This is a genomic window from Nostoc sp., assembly GCF_036917375.1.
GTDB lineage: Bacteria > Cyanobacteriota > Cyanobacteriia > Cyanobacteriales > Nostocaceae > Nostoc.
The window spans coordinates 17,861-42,358 of sequence record NZ_JBALDN010000007.1 but is presented as its reverse complement, the minus strand read 5'-3'; the positions used below and the strand labels follow the sequence as shown (position 1 = coordinate 42,358).

The window sequence follows — 24,498 nt, the reverse complement described above, 5'->3', positions numbered from 1 at the left end:
AAAGATATAGAACAGAAGCTAAAGTAATATTTATTCCTTATCTTTGTTTGAGCTTGATTTGTGAATTATCCGTTCGCATTCAAAGGATTTTAAATAACTATGCCAATTAAAAAACACATTAATCTTAATCAAGGATGTTTCCTTAATTCTGCAAATAAACAGATAGTTGTCAATTTAGCTAGTGAAGATATTTTAAATTTAATCGCGCAAGAATTAAAAACTCGTTACTCTCCAGAAACTCAAAAAAATCTCCTTGAGGAGAGTTCAAAATTATTACCCAATTTTGTATTTCAAGAATTATTACAACGCCAACAGCAGGTAGTAGATATTAACCCAGATAGTTTAATTGTGGTTAGCTGTCAGATAGCAGAGGCAGAAGTCGATGATTTGGGACTTGATTTAAATGTCGAAGTATATTTTGTAGTTGGAGATATAAAAGGTCAAAACCATTTTCGGGCTAATCAAATAGTCCTTTGGTCGAATATATGGGGTGATGAAGAACAGCCTTTTGATTTAGAAGATGAACTAGGTGAACAATTCTGGACAAGTTATCAAATTCAGGTGCTTTTTGATGAAAAAGAGCAGCAAACAATTGAACTGGAACTATCACAAATAGATGATTATGCCGCGAGGTTAGAATTTTCCCCATCACTAAAAAGATTTTCACCATCCATAGTTCCCTTTATGGATAATGATTTATAAAAATTCCTATCCGCACATACAGTGAATGTAAATTAATCATTTATATTCACTGAAGATTTTGTTTTGTGGAAGTTATCTTTTAAAAAGATGAAGTCTTCAATTCCTCCTACATCCTCATTGTGGTTCGATAATTGAACCCATAAACAAAATGTTTCCTGTCTGATTATCCCTGATGGCACAGAAGAAGGGGCGATCGACAATCATTCGGAACGGTTCTGGTTCTTCTCTCGCAGATGTTGTTACTATTCTCACTGAAGTAGCCGCAGCCGCTTCAGTGCCTTCTTCGTTCACTTCGACAAAAGTTTTATGCTTAACTTGGCTAATGGCAAAATTTTTACCCATGCCAGAAAAATTGGCCTTGTTGCTGAAAGCCTCCCCCATACCTAAACTTTTTAAAGCATCATTGAGTGTAATATCGTAATCTGTTTTGAAGCGGGGTAGGCGAATAAACCCTTTTTGATTGTTGAACTGAGTCATCCATTTTTCCCAGTTCTCAACATTCAAGTTTTGATAAAACGCTTTGAGGTTAGAATTCTTTTTGGGTAAGAATATATAAAAACTTATCTTACCATCTTTCCCATAAGGTAAACTAACTGCCTGAAATTTTTCACTTTCATAGTATCTATAATCACCCTCCTGTGACATCATTGGGTGTTGCTTTTGCCTGCCAGATGTGATGTAAAAAGGGTATGGAGCAGTTTCTTTCTTGTCAAACTCGTTAGTCCAATTACCTTTAAAATATATAGCATTAATCAGAAATAATACCTGATTTGGTTCAATTTTTTCAACTATTTTAGTGATTTTACCGTTAGTATTTTCTTTGACCCAGTTATTGATAATACTAGATGCGGCGGCATCTTGAAAGTTTAAATTGCTGACTTTGGCTTGATAGAAGTCCTGGGTTCTCTTGAGAAAGTCTGGCGCAAAGCTAACATCTTGATTTGCCCAAAGGGAGTTAGCAATTTTCAATTGCAATTTCGTATCCGAATTGTCTAAAAGCTGTTTTAATACCGCCGCATAAGAAGAGTTGATTTCTGGTAGATTCATCCCTTGTAATTCCAGGGTTTTTGCCATTGCTTGTTGAGTCGAGCCGCTAGCGCCGTTGTAAGTCATAGCAAGAGCGATCGCAACACTCGAAGGTGAGATAAAAATATTCTTCTCACCCCGATCGTTTTTCAGTACTTCTGAAAATAGTTTGAAGCCAAACTTATTGCTAGACTCAACGATTTTTGTATCAGTTTTGGCTGTTTTTTTTTGCAATGGAGTTTCTGGCTGAGGTAAACTAGATTGGGCAACGGCACTTTTATTACTATCGACTTGAGAACACCCTAATACACTGAATAAAACGACACTTGCAGCGGCCAGAGCATAACGTCTACCTAGACTCACACCGTAACGTCTTTGTAGGAAATTTTCTTTTGCATCACTCAATTTATGGCGATTCATTCTGCTACCTCACTTGCCAAAGATTCCCGATTTGTGCTCAGAGTTGACGCAGATACTGTGTCAATGATTAACTATTGCATTTACTCCAATAGAAAAATGGGACTGTTACAGTTTTCGTAACAGCAAATTAGTAGCTCAGAGTAATTAAACACAACTTGTGGAAGTGCTAATTCCTTATTGAGACGGCTATACAGACGAGTTATAAAAATTTTGATTTCTAAGAATTTTTATCTTTACGTATAAACGTATTGTAAGCTACGCAATCATAAAATAACCACTTCTGTGAGGTTTTTAGAGATCGAATAACGTTTCTTAGAGGCAGGAAATCTCGTTCCCATGCTCTGTATAGGAACGAGAAAAACGCTGTAATTTTACACAGATATTTGTGCTACTCTATTTCAATTAATAGGTACACTCCACCAAGCTAAACTGTAGGGTTGAGTCGCTTCATTCAGCTTTTTACGAAACTGGACGCGGATTTTGTAATTGCCAGTCGCAGTAACGGGGCAGAAAATATGTTCTACACTATCAATTTGGCTGATTGAGGAGCAAACAGCACCAGCTTCCGAATTTTGAGCATCAGCTTTTACTAAGTATAGGTCGAGATTATTTAAGCCGCGATCGCGAAAATTTTCGCCTACATCATATTGCTGGTTTTTATTTTTATCGTTGAGTTCTACCAATCGATCCCAACTCAGGGTGACAGCAACAAAACTTCCCTGCTTTAAGGGTTTTGCTAATATATAGTCAACAGATGCTCCAACATCAACTGTGCGATAATCCCAACCAATAGCAGGCACCGCAGCTGATGCTTGCCACTGACCAGCACTAAATTGCTGATAAGCGCGAAATGCGTTCAAATGACCTGCTCCCATTTGGGCATCCAAGGGAATCTTTGGATCTTTATAAGCATCAGAATCTAGCCAGTTTTGATTTTGCTTATCAATTAGCGTCCGAGTCATTCCCAACTTTAAGCCATCGCCACTATCTAAAAGTTTGTCTGCTGAATTTAGCAATACAGCTTTCATCACTTGATGACGCCGAGAATCAATGCTCCAGTGGGGTTGTTTTGTCCGCATTTGTCGGTCTGCAAGTTCCTGCAACAGAGCAACGGTAGCTGTAACTTGAGGTGTTGCAAAACTTGTACCTGTAACCTTATTCAATTTGCCATCTGGATTAAGCAAAGGAATATTATTACCAGGAGCAACTAAACTGATAGCGCGACGCCCATCAAGGTCAAATTCCCTTCCAGCTAGTCTTCCATTCACCCCTTGGTTAACACCCGCCAGATTAGCCACGTCTACTTTGTTAAAAACTCCCCCTCGGCGGGATGAAAAAGCCACGTTTATTCCGTTAAAATTATCTGTAGGAATAGGAATACCACCTTTGCCCTGGTTGCCAGCGATCGCATACAAAACATCATGAACGCGACTAGACCAGTCAACACATAAAGTTAGTAAAGCATTGCCGTTTAAAGTAGCTTCCGGTCGAGGATCGCGGCTCAGAGGTTCCCCAAAACTAAAGTTAATCGCACGGACATCGCCACCATTTTGGAGCGCTATGTGCTGTGCCGATAAGCACTCCTCTGGCTGACCCATGTTTTTAGTCGAACCCACCGCCGATGAATACAATCGCGCTCCCGGCGCAACTCCTGGCAAAGCTTTGTCTTGACTGACCATCACACCAGCAACATTGTAGGCGTGGGGGTCAACACCGCTATTAGACTTAGCTGGGCCATTGCGTAAGAAAACCGCTGCTAAAGATATGGCACGATTTTTAGACACCGCCTTATCCCACCCAAACATTCCCGGCCGACCAATTTCCACTTGACCAATAGCAATCTTGCGACCGATTAAATTATAAGGAGGTTTGTGTAGCTTCAGAGCATCAATGCCATTAGTTCCTAGTGCAGATTCTAAAGCTGAAGCAATTACCGGCGCACTCAGACAAGAAGCAGTTAATCCCCAAATTATCCAGGTTAGTTTTTTAGTCATTAGTTATTAGTCATTTGTAATTGGTCATTGGGCATTAGTTATTTGCCTTTTCTCCCTCATCCTCCTCTGCCTCCCCTGCCTCCTCTGCCTCCTCTGCCTCCTCTGCTCCCCCGGTTACTGAGCGTAGTCGAAGTATGCTCCCCTGCCTCCCCACTCCCCAAAAGACCGGGATCAAAATTATGAGTCTTGTTCAATGTTTTGTTACAATGCGTACAGACGAGGACGCTTAAAAACCCACTAGCCATGACCCAAAACCTATCTCAAAAGCCCATTGTAATTTCTCCATCTATCCTATCAGCCGATTTTAGTCGCTTGGGTGACGAAATTCGTGCCGTAGATGCAGCTGGAGCGGATTGGATTCATGTTGATGTCATGGACGGTCGTTTTGTACCTAATATTACGATAGGCCCTCTGATTGTCGAGGCGATTCGTCCGATTACAACCAAGCCTCTGGATGTCCATTTGATGATTGTGGAGCCAGAAAAGTACGTAGAAGGATTTGCTAAGGCTGGTGCTGATATTATCTCCGTACACTGCGAGCATAACGCTTCCCCACACCTACACCGCACCTTGGGGCAAATTAAAGAGCTTGGTAAAAAAGCTGGTGTTGTACTTAATCCTGGTACCCCTCTAGAACTAATTGAATATGTTCTAGATTTGTGCGATTTAGTACTAATTATGAGCGTTAACCCTGGTTTTGGTGGTCAAAGCTTTATCCCTGGTGTATTACCCAAAATCCGCAAGCTACGCCAAATGTGTGATGAACGTGGTCTTGACCCGTGGATTGAAGTGGATGGGGGACTGAAGGCAAATAATACCTGGCAAGTTTTGGAAGCGGGAGCCAATGCGATCGTTGCCGGTTCAGCTGTGTTTAATGCTAAAGATTATGCTGAGGCTATTACAGCAATTCGCAACAGCAAGAGTCCTACTCCAGAATTAGCTAAGGTTTAATTCCTTTTTGAATTAACCAATTATTAAACATGGAAGTGAAAAGGAATGTAGAGACGTAGCGGTACTACGTCTCTAGAAGGGTTCGAGATTAATTTCACCAGATATCTATTATCCACAAAAAATAAGGTGGGCAAATTGCCTACCTTATTTCTTTTTATATACAGATAAAAAACTGGAAGCTATTCAAGTTTTGAGCTTCCAGTAGTGTTATATAAATTGAAGTTTAGAAACCAAAGATAATCCCGGTTGGGAGGACTAGGATTACAATAGTCGAAAGAGAAGCGTATAAGCTACTAGTTCTATCAGCCAAGGACAACAATTTCACCGTAACTTTTCTATTTCCGTTCCTGGAATTGATGTTAAGCGTTTGCTTTATTAACTAAAGCAACACCAACCACAGGATAGAAAGTTTGATCGGCATTACTCGCACCGTCTGCAGTCAGTGAAAGCTGTGTAAAATTTGGCTTGGGGGAATCCACCTCCTCAAATTATTTTTGCTTAAACTTCCTCAGAAAAAGAACCACCAGTAGCAACGGTTGAATTATTGGTCTTGGTCTAGGAGTTATTTACTCCATGAAATGCTGACTACTTTTGTAATCAGTTTGATTTATTTCATAGTTAGAACTAATCGTTGATTTTATTTTTTAAATTAACTTGCTTGCTAAATCACCTCTATTTTGGTTGAAGTTGTAGTTGTTATTAGTTTACCAATATCATTAGTATATATTTGCCATTTTGGCAGATTTTTGCCAAATTTATAAAATTAATGACTGCGATAGTAAACCTGCCATGCTATAAATTTTAAATTAGCATCGCAGGCTTTCAGAAAATCAATCAACTTCAGAGCAGAATCTATTGATTCCAAATACTTTTTAATTGAATCCACAGGATTTCAAGGAAACGTCTTGAACATTTTCTGGTTTTAATGGCAATTTGCTTGATTGATGTTCGTTAATTTACTATGTCAATCTCTGGTTTAAACTCTCACCAAGGATTTATGCTTTTTGCTTTCTAGCTACTTCTAGATAAGCTATGTCTTTAATTTTGCTTAAGCAGCTTGATGACACATTATTCTCAGACCGAGAATCATGAACGTGTTTCAGCATTTTTAGATTTTCAGTTTGCTGTTGTTTTGTCCTATCTGCTTGAGAGTTTTCTTTGAGCAATCGATTGTAGGTGCGATATGGAATGTAATGGAGAGGATTATAACCACCAAATCGCAGCATTAAAACACATGCCCAGGAATACTTTCCAGCAAGAATTGCCTCAACTACTTTGTCAAATTGTTGAGCTTTCACTGTCTTATCTAAGTTACTACTAATACCAGCAATGTCTTGATTCATCATAGTGTTTAGTTATCCTGGATGAAGTAAACTATTTTCTTTTGTTGTGATTGTTGGTGCTTCAATTGAGGCGTACAGACTGTACTAGCCTTTTTGAAAAGGTTGAATTGCTTGTGGCAAATTATCAGCACTAGAGCGGTGTTAGATGTTTAGAAGAGATAAAAATCCATAAGTAAATAAATGTTCTTGGTTCACACGCTTATATTTCTTACTACTGTTGAATTAGGCAATTTCCGGGAAGTTTGCATATTTTTTTAGACTAACAGAAAAAATATATTTATCTTTGAGCGGTACTAGACCATTCGTATTTATACTATTTTTTGTCGTTAATGTCATCTGCTAATTTAGTATATTTATAGGTCAAATTTACTGAATCTATTCAGATACTTACTTGTGGATTGTGCAGCTTTTAGTTTTGTCCCCTTTGGCTAATTCTTGAGGGGTGATACCCCTCACCCGATATCATTTTAAAACCTTTATTATTATCGAGTCACTAGAAAATAGTACCATTAACTAGAATGTAAAACAACTCGATAAAAATATTAGTAAATCGGTAATCAAACCATTGCCAGCCATAGTATTGAACCTATTGTTAAATAAGTTCGATTAGAGAATAATACTTATTAGTCTTGTCTTTATTGGTTGGCAAAAGCTACAGCTTTAGCGTATCTAAATAAAATTGCTGTAAACCGACAGTGAATATTTTATAATGCTTGAATAGTAATCATAAAATAGCCCAGGCTTTAAATAAAAGTCCTGGTTAATAATATATATAGATAATTCTAATACTCGTTAGCGGAGTCAATAAAAATATCCGCAAATGAATACTTTTATTCAAAAGCATTAGTAGGCTAAGTTTGGACAAGATTAGAGAATTTGAGAATAGAGATAAAGCTAATTAACACAGAAGATTATGAAGTTGATTTAGCAGTAATTTCTCTAATGTCTGAATATCTAACAGATTTAAAAAATTGAGATTACAAATGTAGTAGCAATTAGGCTAAATAGTGGTACATCAAAAATAAATATGCGATCGCCTTTATCTCTCCAGACAACTACACAATGAATTACTTGACAACGAGCTATCCAAGGGTTATAGTATTAGTCCACCTTAATTAAAACTAGTCCTCACTGATAACGCTTCACATCCTGCAAGTTTGGACTGCTTCTAATAAAGGCTGGTGAAATGCACCTGTAAAATAAATTTAGTGGCGTTAAGTTACGCAAGCTGTAGGGGTTTAAGCGTATGTACCAGTGTTGGCTAATCATTGCCAAACACGAAGCGCTATAATCTGATGAACTTTGCTGTTGAGTAAAGTAATAGGCACGTCATAACCTAGCTTTTGATTGTGAACGTAATCTAGGGACTATCAGCAATATTTATAGCTAAAGCTAGTAATATTTGCATTTATTTGAAACATTAGTCTTAAATTCTCAATGCTTCAACTCTTACCATTACTGAAATTTTCCTTCGTTTCCGGAAATACTCGGAAAATAAAATCGCAAATCTAGATTTTGCTTTTCCAGATGAAGGCAGGTTAAATTGGGAGCAATGCGATTTTGTTAGACGACTCAAAAAAAGTGCGATCGCTAAAAATCAAATCTAAGTGGTAAGTGATTTTATTTACATAAAATATATTATTTTACACAAGGATTTATCTTTTTGAGATATTTCAAAAAGACTACTAGCAAGTCATTTGACAATTATTTCCAACTACAATCAGTATTTTATACTTAGTATTAATTACAGCAGTTAATACCTGAAAATGAGAAGTAAAGTATAAAACTTATCAAACAGTTTGAGGTTTAATAAAGGAGTTAAAGATAGAGCCACAAAAAATATCCCAACTTCCAGCTATCCATTGACAACGCAGATGCAACATAATTTCTGCATTTTTTTGCAACCAAAATTTACTGTTACCCTTGATTCTTAAATTGACAACTTGGCGGATTAAACTCTCAATTGCACCACTACCAATAGGTAATTTTTTCTGTATTGCTTTATCGTAATTTAAACGTCCTTTCCGATAAGCATCTAAAAGATAATTACGCTTGCCTACCATAATCTTACACCGTTCTCCAGTAGCTAGAGCAATCAACTCATCCATCTGGCTGATTAAAGATTTAGCATTACCTTTTTTTAAACTCTTTCTAGCTTTTATAAACCATTGTTTAGACTGTAATTCTTCATTAAAAGCTGCGTCTGCAAATACTTTTAAATTTTCAGTAACATGATAAAAATCGAAGAGTTGATAAGTTTCAGGTGGGCATCCTAATCGTGTCAAAAGTGGGGGAATATGTATCCAGATCCACTCCGCGCCGTCCCCAATTAATAAGACTTGGTTTGCCTGACTAATTCCTAAATCAACTAAATGCACTTCTAAAATCTGTAAAAGCGCCTTGTATCCATCATAAGTACCATCATTAGTAATAGGAATTTCCGAGTTCTTCACTTTTTTACCTTGCCCGTCAACAACATAAATTGTTAACAATTTTGGCTCAATCCATTGACCAATAAATCCATGTCGCTTTGTTTTGGAATTTTTTCTTCCCTTTTTATTAATTCGGACTCTACTCCGACCGCCATCTACAGCGATGACAACTCGCTGGTCTTTGAGAAGATTACCTTCAGGTAAATTTCCCAGTTGCCGATTTAATATTTTAGATTGACGTAAATTGATGCCAATTTGACCAAATTTATATGTTAGTCTTTCTATTCGTTTGAAACTAATATTAATTCCCCAATCAATTAGGATTGTACATGCAGCTTCAAAGGAACCAGCAATTGCACCATATTGGGCAATAGTTGACCAGGCTAATGGTGTTAAGCCTTCTGACATACCCAACCATTTTAAAAATGGACAGAAGCCTTGGCTCTCGGATTTATTTTTATCATTTTTTTCAGTGATTGTTACTACATAAGGTAAAATTAAAGTCACTAGAACATTTCCAACTGTTAATATTTGTCTTTTTCTGAAACCATGCCTTTGCGTTTGGGGATGCCACCAGCCTTGAGTTTGAGTTATTGCTGTATCGAGAGCTTCTTGAGATTGGGAAAGATTATATAAAAACAAGGCGATAGATTGACCAGCTAAAATCAGGGCTGCATCTCTAATTTTTTGTTCTCTTTCTTTGACAATTCGCCCATCCCATTCTCGAACATTAGTTAATTCTAAAAGTTTCGTAATCTCAACTTTAAAATCTTCTAAGGATTTGGTTAAATCTAAAGTTGCATATATATCTTTTTTCATCAAGGTAGGCGTTTCCTATCTCAAAACTATTGCTAAAAGGGAATTCTACCTTTTTTTGTACCCACAAAAAATAGCACTCCAAACTGATGTTACAGACGCTCTTCATTATTCGGATATTGTAAGTATTAATACTAACTATTATGTAGCCAATATCTTTTTGTACTGAAGAAGTTTATTAGCGATCGCACTTTTTTTGGGTCGTCTAACAAAATCGCATTGCTCCCGGTTAAATTTGGTAGGGACGCAATAATGCTCGGTTAAAGGGAAAAAGGTAAGGGGAAAAGGATTGGAAGGCTCGATATCTAAGGTTTTTTCCCCTTTAACATAAGTCCCTTTCCCCCAAAACCAGACAAGTATTGGGTAGGGACGCACATCTGTCATAGGTGTCAACTTAAGGTAGAAGTTAGTTAAGAGTAAGGGTTCTATGCCCTCATCCCCTAACTCCTTCTCCCATATTGGGAGAAGGGGAACTGGAGAATTTGCTTCCTTTTGCTGATTTTGGGAGAGGGACTGGGGGCAAAACTTATACAGTCAGAAAATTTCAGCTTAAGTTGACACCCATGACATCTACGTGTGTTGTATCAGAACGAGAACGGCTTTGATAGTCAATCAATTAATAACTAAGTAAATCCCCCAAATCGCCATTGGTCGCAGGTAAGTGCTAGCGCGGAAAGTACCAGTTGCGGTGATAGCTTCTGGCGTGCGAAATTGCAGACCATTTTCATAAATTTGCTGCACCACAGCTTGCGTCAACCTCAACGCTTCATCTTTCATTCCCATCTGCACGAGAAAAGCCGCCAGCCCAAAGTTTATCCCCGTCCAAACTTCTAGGGGGTGAGTAGCTTGGGGATTTTCTGGTGAACCATCACGACGAACACCATTAGCAGCACCAAATTCACCATTACAGAATTTCAAAAAGCAAGCTTCATAAACTGTTTTCAGGGCAGAGAGGGCGCGATCGCTCGGTACAATATCAGGTAAGTCCAGCAGACGAGCGTAGAATTGTCCGCACAATTGATCTGCCATTACCACATCGGAACCACTTTTACTATCCAGTCGGTAATATTCCCCATTCCAGAGTTTTTCTTGGTAAATAGGAAGAGATTGTTGTAACCAAGTTTCATAAGTGGATTTTTGCGCTGCCAACTCTGTTGTGTCACCTGTCTGGTAAGTTAATAAAATATCGCTAATTGCGATCGCAGCTTCTAACGCCGCCAACCACAACCCACCACAATAGGCGCTGACACCTTGTAATCGCCAATCATCAAAAGTTTGATCGGGGGCGCCAGAATTTTCAGGAATCCCATCGCCATCGAGGTCAAAAGTTTTCAGGTAGTCGAGGGTTTGAACGATCGCATTCCAGCAATCTGCTAAGAATTCTACATCATCAGCACCCGTGAGTAAAAAATCACGGTATACTTGCAAAACGAAATCACTACCTAAATCTTTCCATAAATTACAGTCTTGATAGCTGGTGTAGTTGGTTTTCTGCCAGACGTGTTCGTTGGGTGCGCCTAAATCGTGGGGTGTTGCACCTGCAACTTTGCGAACTGCAATCGGGCCTTCGGCCTTAATTGTCATGTAATAGCCAATGATTCGGGGAGTATCATCACCTTGAGGAATCGCCCGTGCAAATGCCCGAATCACCGACTTTTCTAATTCTGGAAATAGCATCAGCAGGGCAAAAGAGCCATACAACCGTACATCAAGACTTTCATACCAACGGTAATCTAAGCACTCTAGCACCGCAAACTGACCGATGGGGTCAAGTTCTGATGCAGCACTCCAAAGAGTACCGCCGCTAGTGAGGTCATAAAGCTCATTAAATAGAGCCATTTTAAACCAGTTGGGTAAATCTTCTCGGTCGAGAATGGGTTTTTGCCAACTTTGAATTTGCGATCGCCAGTTTTGGTATTCTTGTAATGCAGTAGATGCGATCGCCCAAGCGTTGTTTCCATTTTTACTAAAAAAATCTGTATATCTGCGGTAATAGTTAACTCCAGCCGCAAATTCTGTAATCGGCAAATCCCAAGCGACGACAAAGGGGATTTCGAGAGTTTCGCCTGGTTGGAGAGTGAAACGGATTGCGATTGCAGCCCCGATTTGTGTATTCTCTGTTGCTGGAGTAGTATCAACATAATTGGGCAAAGAGCCATCTTGGGTAAAGCTTTCCCATACCTCATCACCTGTTCCTTCAGGATTCCAGCGGCTATGATGAAATACTTCCACCTGCGGATGTTTCAGCGTCGCAATACACCAAGTTCCGTCACCTTCTTGCAAAGCATCACTACCAACCCGACTTAAAACACAGCCAAACTGTTGTGTATTTTCAACTATCTGGTTGTAGTTTCCTTGACTTTCGCCCCAACGTGGTTGGTATTCGTAAACCGGACTCCCATCATCGCGCACGCGCACTTCGGGAGATTTGAGAGCGTTTGTAAACCAGCCCACCATATTTTGCCAGGTGAGCATAATGCTGAGAGTAATCGGTGCATCTGTCGGGTTGTGGGCATTCCAGAGGAATATTGCCACAGGGTAGCTAGTTTCTTGGTAATTACCTGCCCAGACCGGGGAAAATTGCTCACAAGTCAACTGTGCTTGAAGCACATTTTTATACACAAACCAGCTACGTGGATATAGCGCGTGATAATCGCCCGTTCCCTCTGTGTCGGGAGATGTCGGATACCATTGCCAAGCTTTGAGAGTGCCATCATCGGGCGCTTGGGTAGACAAAGCGTAGGTTTGGGAAGATGTGCTATTGGATTCAAACACACTGAATTGACAAGCGGGAACGTTTTTGAAGGTATGCTCACCGCCGTCGATGTGCCACAAGTTAAAGTCTCCCCGTGAAGAACGACCGATGCAACCTGCACCAAAGCCGCCTAAAGGCATACCATGCCAAGGGCCATCATCAATATTACTTGCATAGCGGACTGTATAAGGTTTATCCCAACCTAAGCCGATGGGACGGCTCCAAGTGCAAGAAGGAATTTTTAGAGAGAGTTGATTTGTCATCGCCTAATGTTACAGCGTGCAGTTACGTGAATGAAGACTAGCGCGATGTGAGATTTTTCTCAAGGTAGTGGCACGGTAATGCCCATTGGTATCCAATACTTCTCCCTTTGCGCATTTTTTATTCTGAATCGGGTTTTGGGAAAAGGTTAAGGGGTAAGGGTTAAAGGTTTTGTCTTTTCCTTTTCCCTTTAACCGAGAAGTATTGCATTGGTGTCAACTTAAGCTGAAATTTTCTAACTGGTCGTAGCTTGCCCTTAGACATTGCTGCCGTAATTACTACTGAACTATAAGGTATAGAGCTTATCCCAGTCACTAAGACTTTAACATTGTGCTTTTACTGCGTGTTACTCAACTGCTACTTGAACTTTAAATCTAGAGTTTTTAACTCTAGTGGGTAAATAACTCGTTAATTTGGGTATTTTAAAGCACAGAGGTAATTTTCTCAATAGTTTTAATAAAACAAGATGACACAATACGCCCTTGTCGTTGAAATTGCTCAAAATGGCAACAGTTTTGGCAGCCTGACTAAACCTATTGATGATGCAGAGGCTTTAACTAGCACAGAAAAATTTTTGCTGGTGGTAGATGAGTTTGGGGAAGTATTTACAGTTTGTATAGATAAAGAAGAACGGCAGAGATTTATTGAACTACTGACTGGGGTAGTAGAAATTCATGATTCGCGGTTAGCAGTTGTAATTACTATGCGGGGTGATTTTCTTGAATCCTGTTTAGATAATCCTTCTCTGACTCACCTGATTCAAACCCCAGTAGTTGTTATACCGCCTTTAACTGGAGTTGATTTCAAGGAGACAATCGCCAAACCTACCCAGCTTCAGGTTCATGGTGTTGAAGAAGCAGGAGCATTAAAAATTCTCCAAAATCTTCAACAAGAACCAGGGAATTTGCCATTGTTAGAGTTTGCCTTAACTAAATTCTGGGAGAAACGCGAGCAAAAGAAACATCAACTTACCCAAGAAGAGTATGAGAAGTTGGGAGGATTAACTGCGGTGTTAAATCTCCATGCGGAAAATGTTTATCACTATCAAGATTATGAGAAAGAATACCCAATTCAAGAACGCAGTCAGCAAGAAAAGGAATGGATGAAGCAGATTTTTCTACGGTTAGTGCGACTAGGAGAGGGAGAAAAGGATGCCCGACAGCGCCAACCAAAAGCCACATTATTAAATATTGCAGGTAATGATGCCAATCAACAGCAACAACTTAGTGAGTTGCTAGATGGTGAAGCAGGATTGGTTAAGGGACGCTTATTAGTTTCTGAGAAAGATGAAAAAGGAGAAGTCTGGATTGATTTAGCCCATGAAGCTTTAATTGAAAGTTGGCAGCAGTTTGCCCTATGGCGACAACAAGACCGAGACTTGCGACCGTTGAGCGAGACATTAGAAAATACCCGACGGGAATGGTTGAATGAAAGGCCGGATGACAAATATTTAATCCAAAAGGGATTGCTGGCCCAAGTGAGAGATAGCTGGCAACAATTGCAGCCCGATTTGCAATCACCCCAACAAGATGAGGATTTTTACCAGCACAGCGATGCCGACGACAAAGACCGGATTGCCGAGATGGAAAGGGCGCTTACTGAATCCCAGTTACGAGAAAAAGCGGCTAGAGTAGACGATTTATTGCCCTTACAACCCCTAGATAGTCTAGTTTTGGCAATTCAAGCTATGGGGGAGAATCAAGAAAAGCTACCCCAGCAGATTCTTGCATCAGTTCAGAACAGTTTGAATCGGGTGGTGAATAAAGCAAGAGTCTCGATTCCCTTCTGTGGTCATGAAGGTAATGTCTCTTCTGTCGCTATCAGCGCCGATGGGCAGACGATTGTTAGTAGTGGTACTGACGGCACTGTACGGTTGTGGAACCTGCAAGGTCTTCTCTTAGCTGAACCTTTGCGTGGACATGAAGGTAATGTCAATTCTGTTGCTATCAGTGCTGATGGGCAGACGATTGTCAGTGGCGGTGCCGATGGCACTGTGCGGTTGTGGAACTACCAAGGTTTTCCCTTAGTTGAACCTTTGCGCGGTCATCAGGGTAATGTCAATTCTGTCGCCATCAGTGCTGATGGGCAGACGATTGTCAGTGGCGGTGCTGACGGCACTGTGCGGTTGTGGAACCGCCAAGGTCTTCCCTTAGTTGAACCTTTGCGTGGTCATCAGGGTAATGTCAATTCTGTCGCCATCAGTGCCGATGGGCAGACGATTGTCAGTGGCGGTGCCGACGGTATGGTGCGGTTGTGTAACCGCCAAGGTCTTCCCTTAGCTAAACCATTGCGTGGGGATAAAAATGATGTCTCTTCTGTCGCTATCAGTGCCGATGGGCAGACGATTGCCAGTGGTGGTGCCGATGGTATGGTGCGGTTGTGGAATTACCAAGGTCTTCTCTTGGCTGAACCTTTGTATGGTCATGAGGGGAATATCAGGTCTGTAGCCATCAGCGCCAATGGACAAAACATTGTCAGTGGCGGTGCTGATGGTACGGTGCGGTTGTGGAATCGCCAAGGTCTTTCCTTAGCTGAACCTTTGCGTGGTCATGAGGGTAATCTGAGGTCTGTCGCCATCAGCACCGATGGGCAGACGATTGTCAGTGGCAGTGATGGCGGCACTGTGCGGTTGTGGAATCGCCAAGGTCTTGCCTTAGCTGAACCTTTGCGTGGTCATGAAGGCAATGTTAGGTCTGTTGCTATCAGCACTCACGATCAGACAATTGTTAGTGGTAGTACTGACGGCACGGTGCGGTTTTGGAACCACCAAGGTCTTCCCTCAGCGAAACCTTTGCGCGGTCATAAGGGTTGGGTTTATTCTGTCGCCATCAGTGCTGATGGTCAGACGATTGTCAGTGGCCGTACTGACGGCATGGTGCGGTTGTGGAACCACCAAGGTCTTCCCTTAACTGAACCTTTGCGCGGTCATGAGGGTTGGGTCTATTCTGTCGCTATCAGTACCGATGGGCAAACGATTGTCAGCGGTGGTAGTGACGGTACTGTAAGATTGTGGAATCTGCAAGGTCTTGCCTTAGCTGAACCTTTGCGCGGTCATGAGGGTTATGTCAATTCTGTCGCCATCAGTGCCGATGGGCAGACGATTGTTAGTGGCGGTGATGACGGCACGGTAAGGTTGTGGAATCGCCAAGGTCTTCCCTTAACTGAACCTTTGCGCGGTCATCAGGGTTTTGTCAATTCTGTTGCCATTAGCGCTGATGGGCAGACGATTGTTAGTGGTGGTACTGATGGCGCTGTGCGGTTGTGGAATTTGCAAGGTCTTGCCTTAGCTGAACCTTTGCGCGGTCATAAAGGTTGGGTTTATTCTGTCGCCATTAGCGGCGATGGGCAAACGATTGTTAGTGGCGGTGATGACGGCACTGTGCGGTTGTGGAACCTGCAAGGTCTTCCCTTGGCTGAACCTTTACGCGGTCATGAGGGTTGGGTTTATTCTGTGGCTATTAGCGCCGATGGGCAGACGATTGTTAGCGGCGGTGAAGATAGTACTGTACGGTTGTGGCGCGGTGACTGGCGTGCATGGTTGCAAGTTTGTTGTGACAGGTTACGTTACCATCCCGTCTTCACTAATCCGCAAACAGAGGAAGCAAAAGCCGCCTGCGAAACCTGCCAAAAATATGTATGGAGTAAAGTCAGCAGTTAAAAACACGGCATTGCTGTGCCTCTCAGAAGGTTTGTATTAAACTCAATTGCAAACGGCTATCAGGGCAGTAGCAATACATCTTTGGATAAAGACGCGATGAATCGCGTCTCTACAAATGGTCTATTTGTCGCATTCCTTTTTCAAATTAGTATAAATTATGGTGAGCTAAAGCCTTAGGCGTAACCCGCACTTTGACAAAGCTCACCTTTTGTCTTTGGAATTTTTATTGGTGTTATTGAAATTTAACTGGTATATGTGGGCACTCTAAGATTAAGCAACATACTGGAGACTAGTTTCTATGTCCACAACCTCAATTAGTGCAACCCTAGCGCAATCAGATAGAGATGCTGTGTTACAAGCGATCGCTACAATTAAAGAGAAACTACCATTTTTGATTGATTTAAGTAACGAGGAGCGGAAAGCTTTACCCAAGATGGGAGATAAAAGCCGCGCCTTTGTTAGCAAAGCATTGGAGGTAGCGACACAGAACCCAGAGTTTTTGCCGCGATCGTTTGACCTTAATGAGATGCGAAAAGACGTACAATTATTTGAAGCTTTGTATCCAGTATTGCTGTCTTTGTCACAATTACAAGAATTGCTGGATGATACATCTATAGCAGTGGGTAGTGAAGCTTATGCAGCCGCGTTGCAGGTGTATAACTATGCCAAAGCTAGTGGACAAGGCGCGGGTTTAGATGGAGTAGTTGAGGAAATGGGGCAAAGGTTCGCCCGTAAATCTCGGAAATCCAAGCCTCAAGCCGCAGCGTTGTAGAAAATAGCTCGGCAATTGCACTTCTAAGCTGCAATGTTGAGGCTCAGAACTCGGATGTTGGAGTAAATTGCTCGGCGTTCCGAGTTCTGAACTCGAAGTTTTAACCTCAGAACATGGAAGTTTGAGATAAGAACACGAAATTTGAAGCTATGAACAGCAACGTCCGAGATCCAAAGGTGAATGATGGTAAGTGGAGGGCAATTGCTCTCCCTTTTAACTCGGAACTTCGTGCTTTGAACAGCAACATCCGAGATTCAAGGCTGAATTATGGTAAGTGAAAGGTGTAGGCGTAACCCGCAGGAAACACCGCTTTCATAATTCATAGCAGAGTTGAAGGTATAAAGCTTATCCTTGGCAAAGCAAAACCTTAAGTGCTGGAATTTTGCTTATTTTCAGGAAACTTACACTTCACCTCAATTTCAAAATTACTCTCCGCCGAACCTTCAGTCACGAAGGGGATACCAGTTTTCCCGCCTATCTTTAAGCCAAACTTCAGAGTCACCTCTTCGACTTCAGCAGCACCTAAATTTTTAAAAGCGCCAATGGCATATTTCGTATAAGCTCGAATTTGATGGTGAACTTCCTCAATCTTGACAAATGCCTCTTCCCGAAAGCCGTAGGATTCTTTCTCCTCATCAACCTCCGGTGTGACAACTTCTGGTATATTTGGCGTTTCCTTTGACTCGAACAGAATTGTATAGATTTCCCCGTCTTCTTCAAAGACTAAACGTTCTATGTTCGACATCAAGCCCTCAGAGTTTAGGTGTATTTAAGTTATCTTATTCTGTAACAGACAATTTAAATACGTATAGATGGCTCGTTACGCCCTTGTTGTTGGCATTACAGATTATACAAATCAGCTTTCCAATCTCACAAAACCAGCTACGGATGCCGAAGCACTCGCGCAGGTACTAAAAACGCATGGTGATTTTGAAGATATCGTTGTTCTCAAAGGGAAAGTTAGTACAACTAAGTTGGCTGAAGCTTTAAAAACACTTTTGCAACAACAAGCAGTTAAAAACGAAGCCCTAATTTACTTTACAGGGCATGGCATCACCGTCTTTGACAGCTTAGGAACACAACAAGCGTATCTAGCAACTTCTGACTTGACAATTGTCACTCAAGGCAAGCAAATTATTGAACAAACAGGCGGGATTAGTCTTTTAAGCCTCAACAATTTAATTAGAGACTCTGACTTGAGTAGTCTAGTAGTGCTGTTAGATTGCTGTCATAGCGGTGAATTTTTAGAACGCAATCTCATCGAGAAAACTTTGACTGCCTTTATTTCACAGCGCGATTACTACTTTATTGCTGCTTGCAGAGGTTTTCAACAAGCTTATGCCAAAAAAAGCGAACAACACAGTATTTTTACAACAGCTTTGCTGGCTGGTTTGTCACCAGAGAACACTAACGATCGCGGACAGGTGACAGGCGATCGCCTCTTCGATATACTTGCTACAGAACTCAAAGGTAGTGGACAAGAACCAATCCGCATGGGTTGGGGGCGTTCCATTACTCTAATTAACCACAACATTCAAACACAAGCTCAAACCTTTGAGGTAAAGGAAGAATGTCCTTACCAAGGTTTAAAAGCCTTTGAAGCGGAACAAAAACAGTTTTTCTTTGGGCGCAAGCAGGTTGTAAGGAAGATTCTGGGAAAACTGTCACAAAAGCCCTTTGTCCCGATTATTGGCGCTTCCGGGAGTGGTAAATCTTCTGTGGTTCAGGCGGGTTTAATTCCAGAATTAGATGATAGAGTCTGGCAAATTTTACCGCCAATCAAACCAGGATTTCACCCTTTGCAGGAATTAAGAGCAGTTCTAAAAGTATTTTTTCCAGGGGCGAAAAAAGAAAGATTGCTTTGGCAGTTGATTACTAATGAACCGAATCCTTTACCTGTAATTCTGAAGCATCTCACAGGTGCAGACAAATTTTTATTGGTAGTAGACCAGTTTGAGGAATTATTTACTGTCTCTGTTGCTGAACAAAAGCAGAGATTTATTGAATTGCTGACTCAGGTAGTAGAGATGACCGATTCGCGGTTGAAAGTTGTGATTACCATACGATCGGATTTTCTCGAACCATGTTCAGATTATCCGTCTTTAAATAAATTGATTGAAAATCAGCTTGTTTTGATGCCGCGTATAACTGGAGTTGATTTAAAAGAGACAATAACCGAACCAGCTAAACTTCAAGGTCATAGTGTTGAAGAAGGACTATTACTGAAAATTTTAGAAGATGTTGGTAAAGAACCGGGATATTTGCCGTTAATGGAGTTTGCTTTAACTAGACTCTGGGAAAAACGCGACCAACAAAAGCATCAACTCACCTTAGAACAGTATGAAAACTTCCAAGGATTGACAGGGGCGCTAAATTTTCATGCAGAAAATGTTTATCTTTACGAAGATTATCAGCAGGATTGCCCGACTCAAGAACGAAATGAACAGGAGAAGGACTGGATTGAGCAAATTTTCTTGCGATTAGTGCGAACGGGAGAAGAAGAAAAGGATACACGACAGCGCCAACCAAAAACTGAACTGTTAACCATTGCTGGTAATGACCAAGAACAGCAGCAAGCATTAAGCGAATTGCTAGATGAAGGATTGGTGAAAGGACGTTTGCTGGTAGCTGGGAAAGATGAACAAGGAAAAGCGTGGATTGATTTAGCCCATGAAGCCTTAATTGAAGGTTGGCAGAGGTTTGCCCAATGGCGACAACAAGACCGAGATTTGCGACGGTTGAGTGAGAGGTTAGGAGATGCTTTACGCGAGTGGGTGAACAGAGGCGAGAATATACAATACTTAATGCAGGGAGGATTGCTGGCAGAGGTGCGCGAAAATTGGGAAAAGCTAGAGTTTTTATCATCACCTCAAGCAAAGAATTTTTATCAATGCAGTGATGCTTATGAACAGCATCAGATTGCCACATTAGAAAAAGCCCTCACTGAAACACGATTACGAGAGAAAGTTACGGGGGTAGAGAATTTATTGCCTTTCCAACCCCTAGATAGTCTAGTTTTGGCAATTCAAGCTATGGGTGAGAATCTGGATAAACTACCTCAGCAGATTCTTGCACCAGTTCAGAACAGCTTGAATAAAGTGACAAATAAAGCAATAGTCTCCATTCCCTTTCATGGTCATGAGTATTATGTCAGGTCTGTCGCCATTAGTAGCAATGGGCAGACGATTGTCAGTGGCGGTCGTGACGGCACAGTGCGGTTGTGGAACCGCCAAGGTCAGTCTTTAGCTGAACCTTTGCTTGGTCATATAGGTGATGTCAGTTCTGTGGCCATCAGCAGCGATGGGCAGACGATTGTCAGTGGCGGTAGTGACGGTACAGTAAGGTTGTGGAACCTGCAAGGTCTTCCCTTAGCTGAACCTTTGCATGGTCATAGCAATGTTGTCACTTCTGTGGCCATAAGTGACGATGGGCAGACGATTGTCAGTGGTGGTGAAGACAGGACAGTACGATTGTGGAACCGCCAAGGTCAGTCCTTACCTGAACCATTGTGTGGTCATGAACGTGTTGTCACTTCTGTAGCCATCAGCGGCGATGGGCAGACGATTGTCAGTGGCGGTCGTGACGGCACAGTACGGTTGTGGAACCACCAAGGTCAGTCCTTACCTGAACCATTAGGCGATCATGAACGTGTTGTCTATTCTGTCGCCATTAGTAGCAATGGGCAGACAATTGTCAGTGGCGGTCGTGACGGTACAGTGCGGTTGTGGAACCGCCAAGGTCAGTCCTTAGCTGAACCATTGCGTGGTCATAGCAATTTTGTCACTTCTGTAGCCATCAGCGGCGATGGGCAGACAATTGTCAGTGGCGGTCGTGACGGCACAGTGAGATTGTGGAACCGCCAAGGTCTTCCCTTAGCTGAACCTTTGCGTGGTCATGAAGATGATGTCAGTTCTGTAGCCATCAGCAGCGATGGGCAGACGATTGTCAGTGGTGGTCGTGACGGTATAGTGCAGTTGTGGAACCTGCAAGGTCTTCCCTTAGCCGAATCATTCCGTAATCATGAGGGTTGGGTTACTTCTGTGACCATCAGCAGCGATGGGCAGACGATTATCAGTGGCGGTCGTGACGGCACAGTGCGGTTGCGGAACCGCCAAGGTCTTCCCTTAGCTGAACCTTTGCGCGATCATCAGGGTATTGTCAATTCTGTGGCCATTAGCAGCGATGGGCAGACGATTGTCAGTGGCGGGCGTGACGGCACAGTGCAGTTATGGAATTTGCAAGGTCAGTCCTTAGCTGAACCTTTGCGTGGTCATGAAGGTTCTATCCATTCTGTCGCTATCAGCGGCAACGGGCAGACGATTGTCAGTGGCGGTCGTGACGGCACAGTGAGGTTGTGGAACCGCAAAGGTCAGTCCTTAGTTGAACCTTTGCGTGGTCATGAAGGTTCTATTCATTCTGTGGAAATCAGCGGCGATGGGCAGACGATTGTCAGTGGCGGTAGTGACAACACAGTGCGGTTGTGGAACCTGCAAGGTCTTCCCTTAGCTGAACCTTTGCGTGGTCATGAACGTTATGTCTATTCTGTCGCTATCAGCAGCGATGGGCAGACAATTGTCAGTGGTGGTAGTGACAGCACAGTGAGGTTGTGGAACCTGCAAGGTCAGTCCTTAGCTGAACCTTTGCGTGGTCATGAACGTTATGTCTATTCTGTCGCCATCAGCGGCGATGGGCAGACGATTGTCAGTGTTGGTAAAGACAGCACAGTGAGATTGTGGAACCTGCAAGGTCAGTCCTTAGCTGAACCTTTGCGTGGTCATGAAGGTTCTGTCTATTCTGTCGCCATCAGCGGCGATGGGCAGACGATTGTCAGTGGTGGTAAAGACGGCACGGTGCGGTTGTGGCGGGGTGGTTGGCGTGGATGGTTGCAAGTCTGTTGTGACAGGTTGCGTTACCATCCCATCTTCACCAATCCGCAAACCGAGGAAGCAAAAGCTGCTTGCGAAGTCTGCCAAAAATATGTTTGGAGTAAAGTCAGCGGGTAAAAACACGGCATTGCCGTGCCTCTAAGAAGGTCTGTACTCGATTCAATTGCAAACGGCTATCAAAGCAGTAAGTGTCGGTTTGCGCTGGCAGGAACTTTCTGCTTACCTGCACCTACGAATACACGAACACGCCCTCACCTTCCTAGATTTGCAATATATCTATGCATTGGTACGCGGGGTAAAGATGACTGGGCGGCAGAGATATTAGAGAGTATGCAAACTTATCGAGAAAACGTCTTATATCATATCTGGTTAATTAGTTATAATGCTTTTTTAGGCAGTATTCAGGATTTTTATTCATACTTGTTATTTCTAACGGTACAAGACAAAAAACTAAAAATAGTGCAATTTAAAAGTAGTGTAAATATGGTCAATTATGGACGCTGCCAAACGCCTTGCTACTCTAAATCGCATCCGCAAACTCAGCCGTCTGATGGATACATCAATACGTATCCCTTTGACAGGTTTTCGCATTGGCATAGACCCAATCATTGGTCTAGTTCCAGGTGCTGGTGATTTAATCAGTACAGCGTTTTCAGCTTACATTATATTTTTAGCTACTCGGTTTGGCATCCCGCGTCAAGACTTAGCCAAAATGATTTTTAATGTAGGTTTGGAAACAGTCGTTGGTACTGTGCCTTTAGTGGGTGATTTGTTTGATGCTTTCTATAAGTCCAACATTCGGAATTTGGCAATTTTGGAGCAACATTTGACAGTAGTTGAACCAGACCTAAAAAAAGTGTCTGATGAACTTTCCTCTCAAAAATTCAGCAAAATTTAAGTAGGAAAAGAACGTAGTTTACGGCCGCAGGCATTGCCATTGCACATTTACTATGTATTTTCTAGTACATTAATAGCCAGTTGTAGAGAAGCGATGACCGAGCGCTGTGGGTGGTCTGTTGAGTTCGTCTACAGCGTTGGGTCAACAACTGGCGATTTGCGTCTGTTCTGTTGATATCTCATTTAAACGGCAATTCAGAGATAAGTTATGCCAAATTGCCAGAACCTTTGAACGTGGTATCGTCACTTCAACTTTTTCTTAAAAGAGAAATGGAAAGAATTGATGGGCGAACCTATCGGTTAAATTAAGCCTTGGTGTAATTGAAAATATTGTAGAGTATAGAATTGTCCTAAGTATTGCCCTACGCAACTCCCCCTATGACTACCGCACCCTTAAGCTGGGAAGAACTAGAAACCCTCACGGACTATCAAATAGATACCGTTAATGGTCTCACCAATGCTAGAGCCAGGTTGCGCTTGTTTGGTCAGCCGGAATCTGATGTGCGGGTAACGCTGTACCGCGATAACCACGCTTGGTGTCCTTACTGTCAAAAAGTTTGGTTATGGCTAGAGGAAAAACAGATCCCCTACCGCATCGAAAAAGTGACAATGTTCTGCTATGGGGAGAAAGAAAGTTGGTACAAACGTAAGGTACCATCAGGAATGCTCCCCGCGATCGAACTAGATGGACGGATTATTAAGGAAAGCGATGACATTTTGATCGCTTTGGAAAAGGTATTTGCTCCATTGAACCAAGGGATGGAAGACCGCACGGTGCTTCCTCTACGTCAATTAGAACGACTTTTATTTAGAGCCTGGTGCGTTTGGCTGTGTTCTAAAGCCGGTTCCTCTCAACAAGAACAACGCAACCGAGAACAATTTATCGCAGTGGTGGCTAGGGTAGAGGAAGCTCTAGGTTCCACCCCAAGCCCTTATTTTCTCGATAGCTTCGGCATCGTCGATGTCATTTTTACGCCATATCTCGAACGGATGAATGCGAGCCTTTACTACTACAAAGGCTACTCACTGCGGGAGGAAAACCCTCGTTTGAGTGCATGGTTTGCGGCAATGGAAAGCCGACCGACCTACTGCGGTACCCAGAGTGACTTTCATACCCACGCGCATGATTTACCGCCTCAGATGGGAGGCTGTTGGGAAAACGGCGAAACCCAGATGCTTCTCAATAAAGCGCGGGTGGATAACGGCCCCTGGTTCGGGCTACCAGATGTTACTTATCCAGAGCCGGAAAACTCACGCATGGAAGCTCTTAAACGAACTATCGACCACCGGATCAATATTATCCGAGTCAACCCCTTAGATGATAAATTGTTCGATCAAGCGTTACGTTGTGCTTTAACACACATGATGACAGGGGAAGACTGTGTACCTCCATCGGGATCTGATGTCGCTCTCCGATATTTGCGCGATCGCATTAATGTACCACGAGATATGTCTATCTACGCAGCCAAGCGATTGAGGGAATCCCTGGAGAAAACCGCAGCCCTTGCAGGTGATGGGCAGCCAGCCCCCATTCCCACTAAGCATCGACGAGATCAAGACCCGTCTAACTTTGCCATCAAGTAGG

General features: G+C 42.2%; 15 protein-coding genes. 8 read left to right on the top strand and 7 right to left on the bottom strand.

What is annotated here, in order from left to right:
• Positions 1–99 precede the first annotated feature (99 nt).
• A complete protein-coding gene (locus V7K45_RS02205) occupies positions 100–702 on the top strand; it encodes a hypothetical protein (RefSeq protein ID WP_334999938.1) in 603 nt (200 codons plus the stop codon).
• A gap of 114 nt (positions 703–816) precedes the next feature.
• On the opposite strand, the gene V7K45_RS02200 is transcribed toward V7K45_RS02205, so the two are convergent.
• Both V7K45_RS02200 and V7K45_RS02195 read right to left on the bottom strand, forming a co-directional pair.
• Entirely contained in the window at positions 817–2,148 is a 1,332-nt protein-coding gene (locus tag V7K45_RS02200; RefSeq protein ID WP_334999936.1) for a serpin family protein, read from the bottom strand.
• A 398-nt stretch (positions 2,149–2,546) separates the two neighbouring features.
• Positions 2,547–4,142 (bottom strand): S8 family serine peptidase, encoded by a 1,596-nt coding sequence (locus V7K45_RS02195; RefSeq protein WP_334999934.1) that lies wholly within the window; start codon positions 4,140–4,142, stop codon positions 2,547–2,549.
• A 243-nt stretch (positions 4,143–4,385) separates the two neighbouring features.
• On the opposite strand from V7K45_RS02195, the gene rpe reads away from it, so the two are divergent.
• Positions 4,386–5,093, top strand: coding sequence for a ribulose-phosphate 3-epimerase (rpe, locus tag V7K45_RS02190; RefSeq protein WP_094349276.1), 708 nt, complete (start codon positions 4,386–4,388; stop codon positions 5,091–5,093).
• A 995-nt stretch (positions 5,094–6,088) separates the two neighbouring features.
• Here rpe and V7K45_RS02185 read toward each other — a convergent pair.
• From V7K45_RS02185 to V7K45_RS02175, 4 genes are all read right to left on the bottom strand, one after another.
• On the bottom strand, positions 6,089–6,439 hold the full coding sequence (locus V7K45_RS02185; protein ID WP_334999932.1) for a HetP family heterocyst commitment protein: 351 nt from the start codon (positions 6,437–6,439) through the stop codon (positions 6,089–6,091).
• Positions 6,440–7,564: 1,125 nt separating this feature from the next.
• Positions 7,565–7,711 (bottom strand): hypothetical protein, encoded by a 147-nt coding sequence (locus V7K45_RS32880; protein WP_442941948.1) that lies wholly within the window; start codon positions 7,709–7,711, stop codon positions 7,565–7,567.
• Between the two features lie 515 nt (positions 7,712–8,226).
• Positions 8,227–9,687 (bottom strand): ISLre2 family transposase, encoded by a 1,461-nt coding sequence (locus V7K45_RS02180; protein ID WP_334999930.1) that lies wholly within the window; start codon positions 9,685–9,687, stop codon positions 8,227–8,229.
• Between the two features lie 609 nt (positions 9,688–10,296).
• Entirely contained in the window at positions 10,297–12,702 is a 2,406-nt protein-coding gene (locus V7K45_RS02175) for a GH116 family glycosyl hydrolase (protein ID WP_334999928.1), read from the bottom strand.
• A 464-nt stretch (positions 12,703–13,166) separates the two neighbouring features.
• On the opposite strand from V7K45_RS02175, the gene V7K45_RS02170 reads away from it, so the two are divergent.
• Positions 13,167–16,358, top strand: a complete 3,192-nt coding sequence (locus V7K45_RS02170; RefSeq protein WP_334999926.1) for a WD40 repeat domain-containing protein — start codon at positions 13,167–13,169, stop codon at positions 16,356–16,358.
• A gap of 298 nt (positions 16,359–16,656) precedes the next feature.
• Positions 16,657–17,130, top strand: coding sequence for a hypothetical protein (locus tag V7K45_RS02165; RefSeq protein WP_334897143.1), 474 nt, complete (start codon positions 16,657–16,659; stop codon positions 17,128–17,130).
• 367 nt (positions 17,131–17,497) lie between these two features.
• On the opposite strand, the gene V7K45_RS02160 is transcribed toward V7K45_RS02165, so the two are convergent.
• Complete coding sequence (locus V7K45_RS02160) at positions 17,498–17,875, bottom strand: CU044_2847 family protein (RefSeq protein ID WP_322668253.1); 378 nt, start codon at positions 17,873–17,875, stop codon at positions 17,498–17,500.
• A 67-nt stretch (positions 17,876–17,942) separates the two neighbouring features.
• Between V7K45_RS02160 and V7K45_RS02155 the strand changes: the two genes are divergently transcribed.
• From V7K45_RS02155 to V7K45_RS02140, 4 genes are all read left to right on the top strand, one after another.
• Positions 17,943–22,133 (top strand): nSTAND1 domain-containing NTPase, encoded by a 4,191-nt coding sequence (locus V7K45_RS02155; RefSeq protein WP_334999924.1) that lies wholly within the window; start codon positions 17,943–17,945, stop codon positions 22,131–22,133.
• A 46-nt stretch (positions 22,134–22,179) separates the two neighbouring features.
• Positions 22,180–22,341: a hypothetical protein gene (locus V7K45_RS02150; RefSeq protein WP_334999922.1), complete on the top strand. Its 162-nt coding sequence runs from the start codon at positions 22,180–22,182 to the stop codon at positions 22,339–22,341.
• A gap of 168 nt (positions 22,342–22,509) precedes the next feature.
• Positions 22,510–22,914: a DUF4112 domain-containing protein gene (locus V7K45_RS02145; RefSeq protein ID WP_334999920.1), complete on the top strand. Its 405-nt coding sequence runs from the start codon at positions 22,510–22,512 to the stop codon at positions 22,912–22,914.
• A 377-nt stretch (positions 22,915–23,291) separates the two neighbouring features.
• Complete coding sequence (locus V7K45_RS02140; protein WP_334999918.1) at positions 23,292–24,497, top strand: glutathione S-transferase family protein; 1,206 nt, start codon at positions 23,292–23,294, stop codon at positions 24,495–24,497.
• Position 24,498 lies beyond the last annotated feature (1 nt).

What these genes read in the sequence shown, in the direction of transcription:
- V7K45_RS02205 (WP_334999938.1), top strand. Translation starts at nt 100, where the DNA reads ATGCCAATTAAAAAACACATTAATCTTAATCAAGGATGTTTCCTTAAT.
- V7K45_RS02160 (WP_322668253.1), bottom strand. Translation starts at nt 17,875, where the DNA reads ATGTCGAACATAGAACGTTTAGTCTTTGAAGAAGACGGGGAAATCTAT.
- V7K45_RS02200 (WP_334999936.1), bottom strand. Translation starts at nt 2,148, where the DNA reads ATGAATCGCCATAAATTGAGTGATGCAAAAGAAAATTTCCTACAAAGA.
- V7K45_RS02140 (WP_334999918.1), top strand. Translation starts at nt 23,292, where the DNA reads ATGACTACCGCACCCTTAAGCTGGGAAGAACTAGAAACCCTCACGGAC.
- V7K45_RS02180 (WP_334999930.1), bottom strand. Translation starts at nt 9,687, where the DNA reads ATGAAAAAAGATATATATGCAACTTTAGATTTAACCAAATCCTTAGAA.
- V7K45_RS02185 (WP_334999932.1), bottom strand. Translation starts at nt 6,439, where the DNA reads ATGATGAATCAAGACATTGCTGGTATTAGTAGTAACTTAGATAAGACA.
- rpe (WP_094349276.1), top strand. Translation starts at nt 4,386, where the DNA reads ATGACCCAAAACCTATCTCAAAAGCCCATTGTAATTTCTCCATCTATC.
- V7K45_RS02170 (WP_334999926.1), top strand. Translation starts at nt 13,167, where the DNA reads ATGACACAATACGCCCTTGTCGTTGAAATTGCTCAAAATGGCAACAGT.
- V7K45_RS02195 (WP_334999934.1), bottom strand. Translation starts at nt 4,142, where the DNA reads ATGACTAAAAAACTAACCTGGATAATTTGGGGATTAACTGCTTCTTGT.
- V7K45_RS02145 (WP_334999920.1), top strand. Translation starts at nt 22,510, where the DNA reads ATGGACGCTGCCAAACGCCTTGCTACTCTAAATCGCATCCGCAAACTC.
- V7K45_RS02155 (WP_334999924.1), top strand. Translation starts at nt 17,943, where the DNA reads ATGGCTCGTTACGCCCTTGTTGTTGGCATTACAGATTATACAAATCAG.
- V7K45_RS02165 (WP_334897143.1), top strand. Translation starts at nt 16,657, where the DNA reads ATGTCCACAACCTCAATTAGTGCAACCCTAGCGCAATCAGATAGAGAT.
- V7K45_RS02175 (WP_334999928.1), bottom strand. Translation starts at nt 12,702, where the DNA reads ATGACAAATCAACTCTCTCTAAAAATTCCTTCTTGCACTTGGAGCCGT.